Raw genomic sequence first — 16,720 nt, forward strand, 5'->3', positions numbered from 1 at the left:
GTGAGCGGGCGTCAAACCGGCAGACGATCAGATATCGAGCCCGCTGATCTCCGGCGCGTGCTCCTGGATGTAGGCGAAACGCAATTCCGGTTTCTTGCCCATCAAGGTTTCCACCAGCTTCTCCAGCGTTGGCAGCTCGTCTTCCTGGATGGTCACCCGAGCCATAGTGCGCAGATTGGGATCCATCGTGGTTTGCTTCAGCTGCGACGGGGTCATCTCGCCGAGACCCTTGAAGCGCCCGACATCAACCTTGCTCGAGCCATTGAACTCGTCGCGCAGTAATTGCTCGCGATGCTTGTCGTCCCGCGCATAGAGCGTGGTTCCGCCCAGGGTCAGGCGATAAAGCGGTGGCTGGGCCAGGAACAGGCGTCCGGCGTGGATCAGCTCCGGCATGGAGCGATAGAAGAATGTGATCAGAAGGGCCGCAATATGCGCCCCGTCGACGTCGGCGTCAGTCATGATCACGACGCGCTCATACCGCAGATCGTCAAGCGAGAAGCGCGAGCCGGTCTGACAACCCAGCGCCTGCAGCAGGTCATTGATCTCCTGGTTGGCGGCGATCTTGTCGGCTGCTGCCGACGCCACGTTCAGGACCTTGCCACGCAAGGGCAGGATGGCCTGGGTCTCGCGATTGCGGGCCTGTTTGGCCGATCCGCCGGCCGAGTCACCCTCGACCAGGAAAAGTTCGGTCCCGTCGGCGTCGTTGCGCGAACAATCGGCCAGCTTGCCCGGAAGACGCAGGCGCCGGCTCGCGGTCTGGCGCTTGACCGCCTTTTCCTTCCGCCTGCGGACACGGTCCTCAGCGCGCTCAATGGCCCATTCCACCAGCTTGGTGGCTTCCTTGGGCGAGCCGGCGAGCCAATGATCAAACTGATCGCGTACCGCGGTCTCGACCAGCTTGGCCGCGTCGGGCGTGGCCAGGCGTTCCTTGGTCTGACCCTGGAATTCCGGATCGCTGATGAACACCGAGCAAAGGGCGCCGGCACCGCCGAGGACATCGTCCGGTGTAATCAGGGCCGCTTTCTTGGCATTGCTATGTTCTGCATAGGCTCGCAGGCCCTTGGTCAGCGCCGCTCTGAGGCCTTGTTCATGGGTACCGCCTTGTGGTGTCGGGACAGTATTACAGAAGGATTGGGTGAAGCCGTCAGCTTCGCTGCCGAAACCGTTGGTGGACCAGGCAACAGCCCATTCCACACCCCCAGCACCATCCTGACGCTCAACCTTTCCGGTAAAGCTCTCCGCGGTGACCAGGGCGCGACCGGCGGTGATTTCTGCCAGTCTATCGGCCAGACCACCCGGGAAGCAGAGCAAGGCTTCAGCGGGCGTGTCCGTGCCTTCCACCAGTTCCGGCGCACAACGCCACTGGATCTTCACGCCCCGGCGAAGGAAGGCCTTTGCGCGGGCCATGGCGTAGATCCGGGCCGGCTTGACGCGCATTTTCTCACCGAAAATCTCCGGGTCCGGCAGGAAGCGGACCCTGGTGCCGCGCCGGTTCGGGGCAGCACCGACCTTTTCCAGGCCTGTTTGCGGAATGCCGCGTGAATAGGTCTGGCGCCAGAGCGTCTTTTCGCGCGCCACCTCGACCTCCATGGTGGAGGTAAGGGCGTTGACGACGGAAATCCCCACGCCGTGCAGCCCGCCGGAGGTCTGGTAGGCCTTGTCAGAGAATTTGCCGCCGGCATGCAGCACGGTCAGAACCACTTCGAGCGCTGACTTTCCCGGGTATTTCGGGTGCGGGTCGACAGGAATGCCGCGGCCATTGTCGGTGACGGTGATATAGCCCTCGGCGTCCACCGCGACCTCGATCCGGTCAGCCCAGCCTGCCACGGCTTCATCCATCGAGTTGTCGAGGATTTCGGCGAACAAGTGGTGATAGGCGCGTTCATCGGTGCCGCCGATATACATACCCGGACGCCGGCGCACGGCCTCAAGGCCCTCAAGGACCTCGATCTGCGCGGCGGAATAACCACCAGACGGTGTTTCTGCAGGTTGCGGGGCGGGCTCGCCGCCAAACAGGTCGGAAGAGGAGGACGTGGACATGCACCTAGTTTGCACGAGTCGCACGCCAATTGGGAACGCCAGTGCAGGCGATCAGCTGCGATCCGTGCCGCTTGTGTTGAAAACAGAGCCGGTGAGGGCGCCTAGAAAACCAGACGCATCACCAGACGAGCGGTATGACGGATGAAGTCGTCACGGACATCCGCGTCATAATCGAGCGAGAAGGTCGAATAACCCGAGCCGCCACCAACGCCGAGGCCGAAGATGAAGCCGGAGCCCGGCATGGTGTCCGAACGCAGCAGGAACTCATCATCCAGACCGGCAAAGCGGGCATAGGTCTCAAGCTCGGAGCTGGAGAACTCGCTGCGATAACCGATCCGCATTTGCGGTGCCCACCAGCTATCGTCCCGCTCAAAGCGCGTGCCGAAGGCGAGCATCGCTGTTCCGGTGAAGCTGCTGCTGTCACGTTCGTCGACGAACAGGTCCACGCCGGTGCCGCCGCCGGTCTCGGTGTATTCGCTCTCATGCAGGGAGAGGTAGTCCACAGAGAAGGACGGACGGAAGAACAGGCGCTCCATTTGGATGTCCCGGCCGATCCGCATGGATGCGGTGTAGTGGTAGCCATCCCATTCTGCGACCGGAGCCGTATCGAAGCTGCCGATCAGGACGCGGCGGTTATGCTCGAAGCTGTCGATGCCAACACCACCATAGAGGTCGAGATTGAAGCCACCGAACTCGGCGCCGGCATAAACGCCGATCTGGCCGAACATGGCTGACATCGGATCGTCCACACCTTCGGCTTCCGAGATTTCGCTGGCGGCGCCGATAATGTTCACACCGACGGCGTAGAACGGGCCGAACGGGCGGTCGAAACCGACTGCTGCGCCAATACCATGGCCACGATAGCCGGGGCCGAAGGATGTGCCGGCACGGTCGGCGAAATAGCCGAATTCCTGCAGCCAAAGGCCACCGGTGTCCTCGGGGCTCTGGCGAACCGCTTCGAGGCGCGAGGCAAGGGCGCCGGTGGCGCTGTCATTGGCCGCCTGGGCAAACTGGATCGCGCTGGCGGCGTATTCCGGCAGCAGCTGATCGTAGGCGTCGAAGAATTCTGATTCCGTCAGGAGACCGGCAATCGCGGCGCCGAGCTCATCATTGGCATTCCACGCGGCCAGGGTTGCGCCATAGGCGGCGGCCTGGTTGCGGTTCATGCCGAGCTCTTCAGCATTTCGGCGGCGCAGGGTGAGCAGCATGATATTGCTGTCGACCGGGTCGAGCGACAGGTCGGCCTCGTAAAGATACGGCGCGGTCGTGTCCTGCAGCGTTTCAATGCTTTCCGCGATGGTGAGCTGATCGGCACGCAACACGGCAAATTCCGCGCCCTCACCGATCAGATTGCTTAGGGCCGCGGAGACCCGTGAGCCGGCTTCGAAGCGGACTTCGCCGGTCGCGACCAGCTGGGCGACTTCGCCGGAATCGTCGTCGATCTCGAAAATCAGGGTCGAGCCATCGCCAAAGGTGGCTTCGCGAAGGGTCGTGTTCGTGCCGGAGCCAAGGCTCAGCGTGGAATCGGTGACATTGACGACCAAATCGCCGTCGCTGTCGGACAGGACGCCGCTGACGGTCGAGCCGCCGGAGATGTTGAGCTGGTCGGCGCCATCGCCAAACGACATGTTGCCCGTGACCGTACCGGATTCGATCCGCAACTCGTCATCGCCACTGCCAAAACGGAATTCGCCAGTGATGGACGGGAAGAAGTCGTCCGGTGAATTCTCTCGGCGATACTGGCGCACGAGGACGCCGGCCGAGGAGCCGGACACGTCGATGGCAATCGTCGAGATGTCGGTGTCGTCGCTGCCCTCGCTCGGTGCCGTGCGGCCGGCCGAGATGATGCCGGAGTTTTCGATAAAGGTGAGGGTGCCGGAGGCATCTTCGATCGCGATCGCGCGTCCGCCATCAATGGATGTGGCCGAGATCGTGCCTTCGTTGACCAGTGTCGGCAGGAAGGCGCCACTGGCGATGTTGATGCTGCGGCTGACACCGTCCCGGCCATTGCTCAGGGCACTGACGATGCCCTGGTTGGTGAAGACCGGAAGGATCGCGCCCTCGCCAAGATAGAGTGCTTGCGACACGGCAGGCGTCGCCAGACTGGAATAGCCGACAGCCGTAATTCGGCCCGCATTGAGGAAACCGTTGGTCAGCGTCGCGGTGAAGCCATCGCTACCGCCAATGCTGACCCCAATCGGCTCAACGCCATCGAGCTCACCCCGGCCGCCTATCGCCCCCCGGTTGACGAGAGAATAGCCAAGCGGAATCGCCGCGCGTGTTTCGTCTTCCTCGGTATCGGGGTCATCTGCCACGGCTTCGATCACGACTTCGCCAAGGACGATGTCGCCGTAGGTGGCGTTTGCCAGAATGTCCAGCGCGGCTCCCGGGCCCGCCGAGTTGATTGACGATGCAGCTTCGTTCGGGCTGTCCTCGGCCGGCCCGGTGATCAGCAGACCGCCGGCAGAGCTACCATGCACCAGGACCGCAGCACCGCTGTAACCGACATCGTCAGGATCGCCGAGAACCTGTTCGACAAAATCCTCTGGCGGACGCGACGGGAAGCGGTAGCCGGAATTGCGGACGTCGCCGTCAATCGTGATGCGGCCACCCACATCGCCTGCGACCACAACCGCATTGTTATTGTCACCCAGCGAGGTGATGACGCCGCCAATGCCGAGATCACCGGACACATCGCCCAGCACCTCGATACCAGTGGAATCGTCACCCGTGATGTCGAGGCGGCCATTATAGATCAGGTCGCCATCGATGCCGGTCAGAACGCGAATGCCCGCAGAATCATCGCCGCGGACGGTGATCGAGCTGCCGCTATTGAACAGGATATCACCGGTGAAGACTTCGGTGCCGTCAACAAGGACAGCGATCCGGCCGCTGCCCACGGCGAGCGGGCCGTCGACGATATTGTCCTCGTCCGTGTCTTCCGGGGTCGTGACATCGCCGACCACAATCGAGTTGTTCGATGTGAAAGCGCCGGTATTGCCGCCCTGGATGTGGACGCCTACGCCGCCATCATCATCCGTTTCAACGAGGATGCGGCCGTCCTGGGTGACGGTATTGTCACTATCGAGGGTCACGGCCGTACCCGGCGTGCTCAGCACGACGCGCCCGGTGTTGGAAATGATGATGTTGTCCGGACCACCGCCATCGCCAGCGGTAGACGTCGCGATCGGCGTGGTGATCTCTTCGGTGATCTCGCGATCGGCAAAAGCCGCCGGCGCGCTAACGGTCAGCGTTGCAAGTGCACTGGCGAACAAAAAACGGCGACGCATACCGACTCCTGACGAACAACCCATGAGGGATTTGGTAAACTTGCGCGAAGTTGTAGCGAATGCAAAGCGCCTCGTCGACCGCTCAATTGCCCCCAAAACAGCGAGGCCGCCGGAACATGCCGACGGCCTCGTGCTTGATGTCATGCTGCCCTTGAGGATCAGCAGCTGTAATACATGTCGAATTCGACCGGGTGCGGATGGCTCTCAAATCGTTCGACTTCTTCCATCTTGAGGTCGATATAGGCGTCGATCTGGTCGTCATCCATGACGCCGCCCTTCTTGAGGAAGTCGCGGTCGGCATCAAGCTCTTCCAGCGCCTGGCGCAGGGAGAAGCAGACTGTCGGAACATCACGCAGCTCCTCCGGCGGCAGGTCGTAGAGATCCTTGTCCATCGGATCGCCCGGATCGATGCGGTTCTCGATCCCGTCGAGGCCGGCCATGAGCAGAGCCGAGAAGGTGAGGTAGGGGTTGCCGGCCGGATCCGGGAAGCGGGTTTCCAGGCGCTTGGCATTGGCCGAGTTGACCCACGGAATACGGATTGAGGCCGATCGGTTGCGCGCGGAATAGGCCAGAAGGACCGGGGCCTCGAAGCCCGGGACCAGGCGCTTGTAAGAGTTGGTCGAGGCGTTGGCGAAGGCGTTGATGGCTCGAGCGTGTTTGATGATGCCGCCGATATAATAAAGGCAGGTGTCGGACAGATCGGCGTAGCGATCGCCGGCAAACATCGGCTTGCCGTCTTTCCAGATCGACTGGTGCACGTGCATGCCGGTGCCGTTATCATTCCAGACCGGCTTGGGCATGAAGGTGGCGGACTTGCCATAGGCATGGGCCACCATGTGCACGGTGTATTTATACATCTGCATGCGGTCGGCCATCGTCGTCAGGCCGGCGAATTTCATGCCGAGTTCGTGCTGGGACGGTGCCACTTCATGGTGGTGCTTCTCCGGCTCCAGGCCGAGTTCTTCCATTACACCGAGCATGTCGGTGCGCATGTCCTGGCCGCTATCGATCGGGTTGACCGGAAAATAGCCGCCCTTCGGGCCCGGACGATGCCCCATATTGCCGCCCTCGAACGCGCGGCTGGAATTGTACGGGCCTTCCTCGCTGTCGAACTTGTAGAAGGTGTCGTTCTGCTCGGTCGACCAGCGCACATCGTCAAACACGAAGAATTCCGCTTCCGGGCCGAAAAACGCCTGGTCACCAATGCCCGACGCTTTCAGGAAAGCCTCGGCCTTCTTGGCCGTGGTGCGCGGGTCGCGATTATAGCTCTCGCCGGTGCCCGGCTCGAGAATGTCGCAGAGCATGGTCAGGGTCGGTTGCTGGTAGAACGGATCCTCGACGACGTAGCTGGTGTCCGGCTTGAGCACCATGTCGCTCTCATTGATCGCCTTCCAGCCGGCGATCGAGGAGCCGTCGAACATCACACCGTCTTCGAAGAAATCCTCATCGACCTGCGAGCGGTCGAACGTGACGTGCTGCAGCTTGCCGCGAGGATCGGTGAAGCGGAGATCGACGTATTTGATCTCCTCATCATGCATTTTCTTGAGAATGTCTTCCGACATGGTTCGAGCTCCGCTCTGACTTGGACTGTGGATTTAAAGCGCATCCCGGCCGGTTTCGCCGGTCCGGATGCGAATGACGCTTTCGACAGGGCTGACGAAGATCTTTCCGTCGCCGATACGGCCGGTATGGGCCGCGTTCTGGATCGCCTCGATTGCCGCTTCAACGCGGTCAGACGGGACGACGAGTTCGATTTTGATCTTGGGCAGGAAATCGACAACATACTCGGCACCGCGATAGAGTTCGGTATGACCTTTCTGGCGACCGAATCCCTTGGCCTCGAGGACGGTCAGGCCTTGCACGCCGACTTCTTGGAGCGCCTCCTTCACATCATCGAGTTTGAACGGTTTAATGACGGCTTCGATTTTCTTCATGACCGACTCCCTGTGGCCGGGATGCACGCTAGGTGTTTGCCGCGCCCGGGCAAGGTCGATCAGGCGAGGAGGCTGCGATGAAGGCTGGACTGCTCGACCGTGAGGCAAAACTGCTGCGCAAGCGAGCACTGGGTGAGCATGCCGTGCTTTCGGCCGCCGACACAGCGGTCTGCGATGCTTATGCCGTCGAGAGCGGCGTGGCTTCGTTCAGCCTGATGCAGACGGCTGGCGCCGAGCTGGCCGCGGCCATCCTGCAGCGATGGCATATGCGTCCTGCCCTGATAGCGTGCGGCCCCGGGAATAATGGGGGTGACGGCTATATCTGCGCAGCCCGCCTGCTTGAGGCAGGCTGGCCGGTGACGGTTGCTGCACTGGGTGATCCGGAACAGCTCAAGGGCGATGCGCGAAAGGCCTACTTGGCCTGGGGCGGGCCAGTGCAGTCTGTCGAGGAATCCGATCCGTCCGAGTTCGGCCTTGTCGTTGATGCCTTGTTCGGGGCTGGGCTGGACCGGCCGCTGACCGGCGCCGTCGCGGAGTTCTGCCAGCGCGTGAATGCCAGCTCTGCTGTTGTCGTCGCCGTTGATTTGCCCAGCGGGCAGAAGGGTGATGCCGCACAGGCAGACGGGCCCGTGATCGTCGCCGATCTCACCATCACCTTCCACACCGCCAAGCCGGCTCACTTGCTCGAACCGGCGGCTTCGACCTGCGGTGAGTTGGTCGTCGTCGATATCGGTATCCCGGACGGATGGGACAGCCGGGCCGCACCTCTGGCTTTGCGCAATTCGCCAGCCCTTTGGGCAGAAGAACTACCGGCCACCGCAACGCTGTCCCACAAGCATCAACGCGGCCGTCTTGTTGTCTTCACCGGGGGCGCCAGTTCAACCGGAGCGGGGAGGCTGGCCGGCGAGGCGGGGTTGCGCGCCGGAGCCGGTCTGGTGACCCTGGCCAGCCCTGTCGATGCGCTACCGATCAACGCGGCGCAGTCGACCGCCGTGATGGTCCGGCCCTGGGCAGGAGGCTATGAGAGCGAGGCGATTGCGCAGGCTTGCCGAGCGGACGTCGCCGTTATCGGGCCGGGAGCCGGTATCGGTGCCGGCACCAAACAGGCCGTCGAATCGCTTCTGACGGCGCGGGCGAAGGCGGTGCTCGACGCCGATGCTCTGACCAGTTACGAAAACGATCTCCCGGAACTTCTCAATTCCTTGCGTCCGGATGATGTGATGACACCGCATATAGGGGAGTTTCGCCGGGTCTTCCCGGGTGTTCTCGAGGCCAGCGCCCACAAGCTCGAAGCCGCGTGCCGGGCCGCGGAGCAGGCGGGTTGTACGGTTCTACTGAAAGGGCCTGACACCATTATCGCAGCGCCGGGACGGATGGCCGTAATCAACCGGCATGCCAGCCCAGTGCTGGCGACAGCCGGTTCCGGCGATGTGCTTGCCGGCGTGATTGGCGGTCTGATGGCCCAGGGGATGGGCGGGTTTGATGCTGCCTGCGCGGCGGCTTGGCTGCATGGCGATGCCGGAATGCGCATCGGAACGGGGTTGACGGCTGAGCGCCTGCTTGAGGAGGTCGGCCTGTCCCGCAATGCTCTGGATGCCCGCTTGCGGCGTCAAAGCGCCCAGAGGCGCCTGCTGGCTTGTTAGAGCTCTGACAGGCTGAGGGGTTGGCCTGCGCGGGCAAGCGGTTCATGTTCGCCCATCTGCCCGACATAAGGTGACTCGATGCCCCCCGATTCGACCGACCCAAATCCTAGTCAGCTTGATGTGGAAGCGCTGCGCTTTCACATGCGTCCACAACCCGGCAAGATCGGCCTTGCGGCGACCAAGCCGATGGCGACCCAGCGCGACCTTGCTCTGGCCTACTCTCCGGGCGTTGCGGCGCCGGTGCGCGCTATCGCTGCGGACCCGGACAGCGTTTATGACTATACCTCCAAGGGCAATATGGTCGCCGTCGTATCCAATGGCACCGCTATCCTCGGTCTGGGTAATCTGGGGGCTGCGGCATCAAAGCCGGTAATGGAAGGCAAGGCGGTCCTGTTCAAGCGTTTTGCCGATCTGGACGCGTTTGATGTTGAGGTCGAGTACACCGATCCGGACCGGTTCATCGAATGCGTGCAGGGCTTCGGCAATAGTTTCGGCGGCATCAATCTGGAAGACATCAAGGCGCCGGAATGCTTCGAGATCGAGACACGCCTGCGCGAATTGCTCGATATTCCTGTCTTCCATGACGACCAGCATGGGACTGCGATTATTGCGGCAGCCGGTCTGATCAATGCCTGCCATCTCACCGGGCGCAAATTCGAGGACCTGAAAGTCGTCCTCTGCGGCGCCGGTGCAGCCGGACTGTCTGTGATCGAGCTGATCAAGTCGATGGGCGTGAAAGACGAGAACACAACGGTCGTGGATATTGACGGTGTAGTGTACAGGGGGCGTGAGGGCGATCATGGGCGTCTGGCCAGCCACGCCATCGAGACCGACAAGCGCACCCTGCTCGAAGCGGCTGAGGGGGCGGATTGCCTGCTTGGGCTGTCGGCCGCAGGCGCCTTTACGCCGGAAATCGTATCCCGGTTGGCGCCCAATCCGATCATTTTCGCCATGGCCAATCCGACCCCGGAGATCACGCCGGAAGAGGTGGCCAAGGTGCGTGATGATGCGATCATGGCTACCGGGCGCTCTGATTATCCCAACCAGGTCAATAACGTCCTCGGCTTTCCCTATATCTTCCGCGGTGCCCTCGACGTTCGGGCACGCACTATCAATGAAGAGATGAAGATTGCGGCGGCCCAGGCCCTGGCGGCCCTGGCGCGCGAGGATGTGCCCGACGAGGTGGCCGAGGCCTATGGTGGGGACCGGCTGCAATATGGCCGCGACTACATCATCCCGACCCCGTTTGATCCGCGTCTGATTCACTATATCCCGCCCAATGTTGCCGAAGCGGCGGTCAAGACCGGCGTGGCCCGGAAATCTATTGAAGACTTCGAGGCTTATCGCAGAGAGCTCGAGCGTCGCTCGAACCCGTCAGCCTCGATCCAGCAACGTATCACTGCCTCCATTCGCAAAACCCAGAAGCGGATTGTGTTTGCCGAAGGCGAAGAGCCGAGCGTTATCCGTGCCGCCTATGCCTTCCAGAATCAGGGGCTGGGTCAGGCGGTCCTGATTGCCCGGGAAGATATCGCGCGGGCCAACATGCGCGCGGTCGGCCTGCCGGACGATGCGCTGGAGATATGCAATGCACGGCTCTCGGAGCACAATGCCGAGTATGCCGACTTCCTTTACGAGAAACTGCAACGCCGCGGTTTCCTGCGCCGGGATGTGCAGCGCCGCGTCAATAACGACCGGAATATCTTCTCCGCCTGTATGCTGAAAATGGGTCATGCCGATGGCATGGTCACCGGCGTCACCCGCCACTCCAATGTGGTGATGAAGGATGTCACGCTTGTTCTCGAACCGGCAGAGGGCAGCCGCGCGGTGGGTATAGCGGCGGCCATCGGCCAGGACCGGACCTTGCTGTTCGGCGATGTTTCGATCAGCGAATTCCCCGATGCCGAAGGCTTGGCCGAGATTGCTATCGCGACGGCACAGGCCGCCAAACGCCTGCGCATCACGCCGCATCTGGCCTTCCTGTCCTATTCCAGTTTCGGCAATCCGCCCGGCGAGCGGACCGAGAAAATCCAGGAGGCGGTACGTATTCTCGACAGGCTGGATGTGGATTTCGAATATGAGGGCGAGATGGCGGCCGATATCGCCCTGAGCCCGGATCACCACGATCTTTACCCGTTCTCGCGTTTGACGCGGCCGGCCAATGTCCTCGTCATGCCGGCCATTCATTCAGCCTCGATCGCCCTTCGCCTGCTCAAATCGGCGGGCGGTGCTACCGTGATCGGGCCGATGCTGGTCGGACTGGAAAAACCGGTACAGATCGCCCGGCTCGGCGCATCCGTGACAGACATCGTCAATCTCGCCGGCATCGCCGCCTATGATCTCAACACGGTCGAGGCCTGAGCGCGTATAAGTCATATTCGCGTGATCGCTGTGCACGATGGGGTGCGCCGCGGATGGGGAGGCCCTATCTAGGGGGCTCGTCTTGGGAAGGATGAGCATATGGCCGGACGCGCGGCTCGTGATTTGACGCAGGGGCCGGTCTTCGGCCATATCCTGCGCATGCTGATACCGATGAGTTTCGGTATCCTGGCGATGATGCTGGTCGGCATTGTCGATACCTATTGGGTAGGAACGCTCGGAACGGCGCAACAGGCGGCGGTCCAGATGAGCTTCCCCGTCACCATGCTGGTGATGAGCGTCTCGATCGGTCTCGGTGCCGGAGCAGTCTCAGCGGTCTCCCGCGCCGCCGGGCGCAAGGATGGAACCTCGATCCCGCGCATGGCGACAGACGCGCTGAGCCTTTCCTTTATTGCGGTCGGCTCAGTCTCACTGCTCGGCATAGTGTTTGTGGAAGACATTTTCCGCGCGCTCGGTGCCAGCGACACGATGATGCCGCATGTCGTGTCCTACATGACGGTTTGGTTTGCCGGCATTGTGCTGATCGTGGGGCCGATGGTGGCGAGCAATATCCTGCGGGCGCTGGGCAATGCCATCATTCCGAGCCTGATGATGATCGCTGCGGCCGTAGTCAATCTCATCCTCGACCCGATCTTTATTCTCGACGATGTTTTCGGGCTGTTTCCAGGCCTGGGCTGGGGGGTGTCCGGGGCTGCCTTGGCGACCGTCGCGGCCAATGGCGTGACCTTTTTGATGGTCGGGGCCTACATGGTCTTTAAGGAAAAGCTGATCGACTTTTCCTGGCCCGGTTTCGGCGAGGTCTGGCACCACTGGGCCGATATCGCCCGGGTGGGCATTCCCGCCTGCATTTCCAATATCTTCAATCCGTTCGCCATGACCGTGGCCATGAGCGGTGTGGCCATGGCCCGGTTCGGGGATGCCGCCGTCGGCGGGCTTGGCGTGGCGGGCCGGATCGAAGCCTTTGCCATCGTTCCGTTATTTGCACTGTCCGCATCGATCGGTGCGGTCACCGGTCAGAATGGCGGAGCCGCTGATCTAGCGCGTGTGCGCGAAGCCTTCCGCTCCAGCTTCCTGTTCGCGGCCGGCTGGAGCCTCGCCATGGCGGTTCTGCTCTGGCTCTGTGCGCCCTTGCTCGCGACCGCCTTCCTGCCGTCTGAAGAAGGTCGGGCTGTCGCCATTGATTACTGGCATATCGTCCCGCTCACTGTTGCCGGATACGGCATCACGATTGCCGCCAGCGCTGGCTTCAACGGGCTCGGGCGGCCGGGCCATGGCATGGTCATCACGGCCGGCCGCGCGCTTGGCTTGATGGTTCCGGCTGTCATTGTCGGGGCGATGGTCGTGGGGGCGCCGATGGGCGTTATCCTGGGGATTGCAGCGGCCAATCTGGTCTCAGGTCTGGTCACGGTGCTCTTCGTTTTGACCAAGGCGCCCATGACGGCCAAGCATGGCAAGGCCCGGCGTGCCAACGCTCAGCAAGCCGACGAAGAACCGGCCTAGCGGCGGGTCAGGAAGCCGGCCAGCTCCGCCTTGTCGTTTAAATGCGGGTGCGGGTAGGGCGCAAAAGTGGAGTCGGGCGGCCAGATCCAGCGCTCCTCGGGAAACAGCTCATGCATGGCCTCAAGCGAGCAGCCATAGGGTGGTCCTCCGCGTTCTTCCTTCTGCATGAACAGGGCGAGCAGTTTGCCGCCGGGCTTGAGCCAGGCATGCATCGCCTGTTCGTATTCAATGCGCAGACGGGGTGGAATGGCGCACAGGAAGGTCTGTTCATAGACCGCATCAATCGGCGCCTCCGGCCGCCACTCTAGGATATCGCCGACGATAAGTTCGGCGTCGAGACGCTCTAATTGCAGCTGCTTGCCCTGCCAGGCGATCGCCGTCTCTGACAGATCTGCCGCGATTGTATGGGTGGCGTGACGGGCGATGATCGCAACTTCCGGGCAGCGTCCGCAGCCGGGGATGATGACGCTCTTCCCGGGGCCGATTTCGCCACTATCGATACAGTGCTGGAGAAACGGGTGCGTCTGGCCGCGCTCCCAGGGCGTGTCATCGTCGCGGAAGCGTTGCTCCCAATCCATGGCGCTGCGTTCTGGTGTCTCGCTCATACTCACCCCTTTTGCATAAGGGATAGGCGGACAGGCCGGTTCCGGCAATAAGCGCGGTCAGGCCGCGCGGGCCATGCGGCAAAGGTCAACAATGCCCAGCGTCCGGCATGGCATGGGGGCACCGGCTTCCGGAAGAAGGCCCGGCCCCGACATATAGCGCACGCCGCACGCCATGGCTTGTTTCAGAGTCTTCAGGTCGCGAATCTCATCCATGAATGTGGTCGCGAAGCGATCGCGTGCGGCTCCGACAACGGCGTTGAGCGCCGTCGTATCCTGATCCAGCATGCCTTCAGTTTCCGCGTTGGCCGGCTTCAAGGCCCGGCAGGCGAACTGCGCCACATCGAGTTCCTGGAAAGCCGAGAAGTCGTAGTCACCAAAACGGCGTTCCACCAGAATCTGATAGCCTAGCGATTGCAGTGGTTCGACTGCGCGCGCCGTATCAGCCGCGTTGAGATCGGCACTTTCCAGACGCAGCCAGAACGCCTTGCGCACAGGTTCGGGCAGGGCACTGAAACAGTCCAGGAAGGTGTCGCGTGCGGCCGGGTCGAGCAGGGTTGTCTCGTGCAGTGAAATCGCCATGGCAACCTTGCGCTTCTTGCGCATGGCCAGGGTGAAATTCTGTACCGCCTGTGACGCGGCCGTGATGTCCAGCGTCAGGTGATCGGTGTCGGCCATCTGCGTTTGGAGTGCCCGGCGGCCGTCAATCCAGCGGCCTTCAACCTGTACCTTGGCAATGCAGAGATTGGCGGCCACCGATTGGGATTGCCCGTCCCAGATCGGCAGAAAGGTCGTTTTGTGCCCCGGAGCGACCGGCTCCGGCTTGCGGTCCGGCGGCGGGATTTTGCGCGCAGGCTGGTCCGGCTGGGCTTTGACCTTGGCAACAGGGCGCGGCTGAGGCGGTTTGGACTTGGCCGGCCCAGCCAGTGTTACGAGTTCTTCCGGGCTAACAGCGAGCGTTTTGGTGACAAGTTGCAGATTGGGCAGATCCGGCGAGCCAAGGAAAAACTCGATCAGGGCTTCGCGGATTTCCGCGATATCTTCCTTGGGGTTTTCAATCTCGTCAGCGAAGACGATCAGGAACCCGTCGGCGCAGGCGAGGGTGACATGCTTGGTGGACAGGCGTTTCTGGATGAAGTGCGTTGCCGTATCCACGACGCGCTGGCGCAGTTTCGGCCAGTTTTCGCCGGCGGCTGCCTTGATTTCATCGACATTGAGCATCTGGAACTGCCCGATATCGACTTTCGTCTTGCCTGCCAGCGCTGCTTTGAGCACCGTCTTAATATCCACGCCCATCGGTTTCCCGTTTGCTATTTCCCGTACTCGACGCAGACCTAATCACGTCAGGGTTAAGATCGGATAACGATGGGTTTGTAGAGCTTGCGTCGGCCGATAAGCCATGGCATCACCCGCGGCCCGGCCCGCCATGCGGGCGGTCACATGCGGATGTGGCGGAACTGGTAGACGCGCCAGATTTAGGTTCTGGTGCCGAGAGGCGTGGGGGTTCGAGTCCCTCCATCCGCACCAATTCTTCGATATCATGGCGGTTCGCTTTGCCGCCGCCTCCGATGGGGCGGCCTGGCTGCCCGACCTGCAGTCGCGCTTGCGACCCCGAAGGCCTCGGAGAACAAGCGCTCTTGCACGGGAAATGGCTCTGTTTTCCACCCCATCTGCCTCCCAACCGCTCCACAGCGTTGCACACCGTGAATCGGCGTGACATAACGCGCGCTCGAATTTCAATGCGGCTCGTCCGCACCAGTCAGAACACCAAGGTCCAACCCATGAACGTCATCGAGAAAGCATCTGAAGGCTTGAGCCGCACTTTCGAAGTCGTGTTTGCCGCCGACGATCTGCAAGCTCGCCTGGATGCGAAAATCGAAGAAATCCGTCCCGAAGTACGCCTCAAGGGCTTCCGCCCGGGCAAGGTGCCGGCCAACCACATCCGCAAGATGTTCGGTGAGTCCATCATGGGCGATCTGCTCAATGAACTGGTCCCGGAGACGACCCAGAAGGCCCTCGACGAGCGCAATATCCGCCCGGCTTCCCAGCCGGAAATCGAGGTTAAGACCGAAGCCAAGGACGTGGCCAAGGGCGGTAGCGATTTCACTTTCGAGATCAGCCTTGAAATCATGCCGGACTTCGAGCCGGCCGATCCGGCCCAGCTCAAGGTCGAGCGCCCGGTCGCCGATGTTGAAGATGCGCAGCTTGATGCAGCACTCATGGATCTGGCGGAAAAGAACCGCACCTATTCGGCCAAGAAAGGCGGCAAGAACGCCAAGGCAGCTGAGGGTGATGTCGTGGTCATCGACTTCGTCGGCAAGATTGACGGCGAGGCCTTTGAGGGCGGTTCGGCGGAAGACAGCCGTGTTGCCATTGGTGACGGCGCTTTCATTCCGGGCTTCGAGGAGCAGCTGGTCGGTGCCAAGACTGGCGAAGAGCGCGAGCTCAACGTGACTTTCCCGGAGAACTACCAGGCGGCGCAGCTGGCTGGTAAGGACGCCGTGTTCGAAGTGACCGTGAAGGGCGTGGAAAGCCCGGACGAGCCGTCTGTTGATGATGAGCTGGCCAAGCGTTTCGGTCTCGACGGTCTGGACACGCTGAAGGACACGATCTCCAAGAACCTCGCCAGCGAGCACACGCAGCAATCCCGTATGAAGGTGAAGCGCGCCGTGCTTGACGAGCTCGACAAGCTGCACAGCTTCGATCTGCCGCCGAAAATGGTGGAAGCGGAGTTCGAAAACATCTGGCGTGAAGTCTCCCATGCGATCGAGCACGGTCATCTGGAAGACGAAGACAAGGACAAGCCGGAAGACCAGCTCAAGGACGAGTATCGCGAGATTGCCGAGCGCCGTGTGCGTCTGGGCCTTGTTCTCGCCGAGGTCGGCCGTCGCAATAATGTCGATGTGACGCAAGAAGAACTGTCCCGAGCGATCAACCAGGAAGCGATGCGCTATCCGGGTCAGGAGCGTCAGGTGGTCGAGTTCTACCAAAAGAATCCGGGTGCCGTCGCGCAGCTGCGCGCTCCGATCTATGAGGAAAAGGTCGTCGACTACATCCTCGAGCTTGCCGATGTGACCGATGTCACCGTTTCGCGCGAAGCGCTCTTCTCGGACGACGAGGAAGAGGTGGCAGAAAAGCCGAAGAAGAAGGCTCCGGCCAAGAAAAAAGCTCCGGCCAAGAAAGCCGCTGAGGCGAAGGCTCCGGCCAAGAAAGCTCCGGCGAAAAAGGCTGCGGCCAAGAAGGACGATGCAGCTGCCGAGAAGAAGGCACCGGCGAAAAAGAAGGCTCCGGCTAAGAAAAAGGCCCCGGCCAAGAAAGCCGACTAGCGTTCAGTC

At 61.8% G+C, this 16,720-nt stretch carries 10 protein-coding genes and 1 tRNA gene; 5 read left to right on the top strand and 6 right to left on the bottom strand.

All coding sequences use genetic code 11. The annotated features are described in order from the left end of the window. Window positions 1-27: 27 nt before the first annotated feature. The 4 genes from parE to Q1V51_RS05505 all read right to left on the bottom strand — a co-directional run bounded on the left by parE (window position 28) and on the right by Q1V51_RS05505 (window position 7,264). Window positions 28-2,040 carry a DNA topoisomerase IV subunit B gene (gene parE, locus Q1V51_RS05490; protein WP_300553935.1) on the bottom strand — a complete coding sequence of 671 codons (2,013 nt, stop codon included), beginning with the start codon at window positions 2,038-2,040 and terminating at the stop codon, window positions 28-30. Between the two features lie 101 nt (window positions 2,041-2,141). Beyond that, a complete protein-coding gene (locus tag Q1V51_RS05495) occupies window positions 2,142-5,330 on the bottom strand; it encodes an autotransporter domain-containing protein (RefSeq protein ID WP_300553937.1) in 3,189 nt (1,062 codons plus the stop codon). A 158-nt stretch (window positions 5,331-5,488) separates the two neighbouring features. Then, window positions 5,489-6,892, bottom strand: coding sequence for a type I glutamate--ammonia ligase (gene glnA, locus Q1V51_RS05500; protein WP_300553939.1), 1,404 nt, complete (start codon window positions 6,890-6,892; stop codon window positions 5,489-5,491). A gap of 33 nt (window positions 6,893-6,925) precedes the next feature. Next, window positions 6,926-7,264, bottom strand: a complete 339-nt coding sequence (locus tag Q1V51_RS05505) for a P-II family nitrogen regulator (protein ID WP_300553942.1) — start codon at window positions 7,262-7,264, stop codon at window positions 6,926-6,928. A gap of 77 nt (window positions 7,265-7,341) precedes the next feature. Here Q1V51_RS05505 and Q1V51_RS05510 point away from each other — a divergent pair, with 77 nt between their 5' ends. The 3 genes from Q1V51_RS05510 to Q1V51_RS05520 all read left to right on the top strand — a co-directional run bounded on the left by Q1V51_RS05510 (window position 7,342) and on the right by Q1V51_RS05520 (window position 12,783). Continuing rightward, entirely contained in the window at window positions 7,342-8,907 is a 1,566-nt protein-coding gene (locus Q1V51_RS05510) for an NAD(P)H-hydrate dehydratase (protein ID WP_300553945.1), read from the top strand. Window positions 8,908-9,048: 141 nt separating this feature from the next. Beyond that, complete coding sequence (locus tag Q1V51_RS05515) at window positions 9,049-11,265, top strand: NADP-dependent malic enzyme (protein ID WP_300553948.1); 2,217 nt, start codon at window positions 9,049-9,051, stop codon at window positions 11,263-11,265. Between the two features lie 99 nt (window positions 11,266-11,364). Next, window positions 11,365-12,783 (top strand): MATE family efflux transporter, encoded by a 1,419-nt coding sequence (locus Q1V51_RS05520; protein ID WP_300553950.1) that lies wholly within the window; start codon window positions 11,365-11,367, stop codon window positions 12,781-12,783. Here Q1V51_RS05520 and Q1V51_RS05525 read toward each other — a convergent pair. Next, window positions 12,780-13,388 (bottom strand): methyltransferase domain-containing protein, encoded by a 609-nt coding sequence (locus Q1V51_RS05525; RefSeq protein ID WP_300553953.1) that lies wholly within the window; start codon window positions 13,386-13,388, stop codon window positions 12,780-12,782. The genes Q1V51_RS05520 and Q1V51_RS05525 overlap by 4 nt on opposite strands. Window positions 13,389-13,445: 57 nt before the next feature. Then, complete coding sequence (locus Q1V51_RS05530) at window positions 13,446-14,681, bottom strand: hypothetical protein (RefSeq protein WP_300553956.1); 1,236 nt, start codon at window positions 14,679-14,681, stop codon at window positions 13,446-13,448. A 146-nt stretch (window positions 14,682-14,827) separates the two neighbouring features. Here Q1V51_RS05530 and Q1V51_RS05535 point away from each other — a divergent pair. Both Q1V51_RS05535 and tig read left to right on the top strand, forming a co-directional pair. Next, window positions 14,828-14,912 (top strand) — tRNA-Leu (locus Q1V51_RS05535). Between the two features lie 254 nt (window positions 14,913-15,166). After that, a complete protein-coding gene (gene tig / locus Q1V51_RS05540; RefSeq protein ID WP_300553959.1) occupies window positions 15,167-16,711 on the top strand; it encodes a trigger factor in 1,545 nt (514 codons plus the stop codon). Window positions 16,712-16,720: the final 9 nt, after the last annotated feature.

The organism is Maricaulis sp. (assembly GCF_030149235.1).
Taxonomy (GTDB): Bacteria; Pseudomonadota; Alphaproteobacteria; order Caulobacterales; family Maricaulaceae; genus Maricaulis.

Coding starts and splice junctions, on each gene's coding strand:
- parE (WP_300553935.1), bottom strand. CDS start 2,040: ATGTCCACGTCCTCCTCTTCCGACCTGTTTGGCGGCGAGCCCGCCCCG.
- Q1V51_RS05495 (WP_300553937.1), bottom strand. CDS start 5,330: ATGCGTCGCCGTTTTTTGTTCGCCAGTGCACTTGCAACGCTGACCGTT.
- glnA (WP_300553939.1), bottom strand. CDS start 6,892: ATGTCGGAAGACATTCTCAAGAAAATGCATGATGAGGAGATCAAATAC.
- Q1V51_RS05505 (WP_300553942.1), bottom strand. CDS start 7,264: ATGAAGAAAATCGAAGCCGTCATTAAACCGTTCAAACTCGATGATGTG.
- Q1V51_RS05510 (WP_300553945.1), top strand. CDS start 7,342: ATGAAGGCTGGACTGCTCGACCGTGAGGCAAAACTGCTGCGCAAGCGA.
- Q1V51_RS05515 (WP_300553948.1), top strand. CDS start 9,049: ATGCGTCCACAACCCGGCAAGATCGGCCTTGCGGCGACCAAGCCGATG.
- Q1V51_RS05520 (WP_300553950.1), top strand. CDS start 11,365: ATGGCCGGACGCGCGGCTCGTGATTTGACGCAGGGGCCGGTCTTCGGC.
- Q1V51_RS05525 (WP_300553953.1), bottom strand. CDS start 13,388: ATGAGCGAGACACCAGAACGCAGCGCCATGGATTGGGAGCAACGCTTC.
- Q1V51_RS05530 (WP_300553956.1), bottom strand. CDS start 14,681: ATGGGCGTGGATATTAAGACGGTGCTCAAAGCAGCGCTGGCAGGCAAG.
- tig (WP_300553959.1), top strand. CDS start 15,167: ATGAACGTCATCGAGAAAGCATCTGAAGGCTTGAGCCGCACTTTCGAA.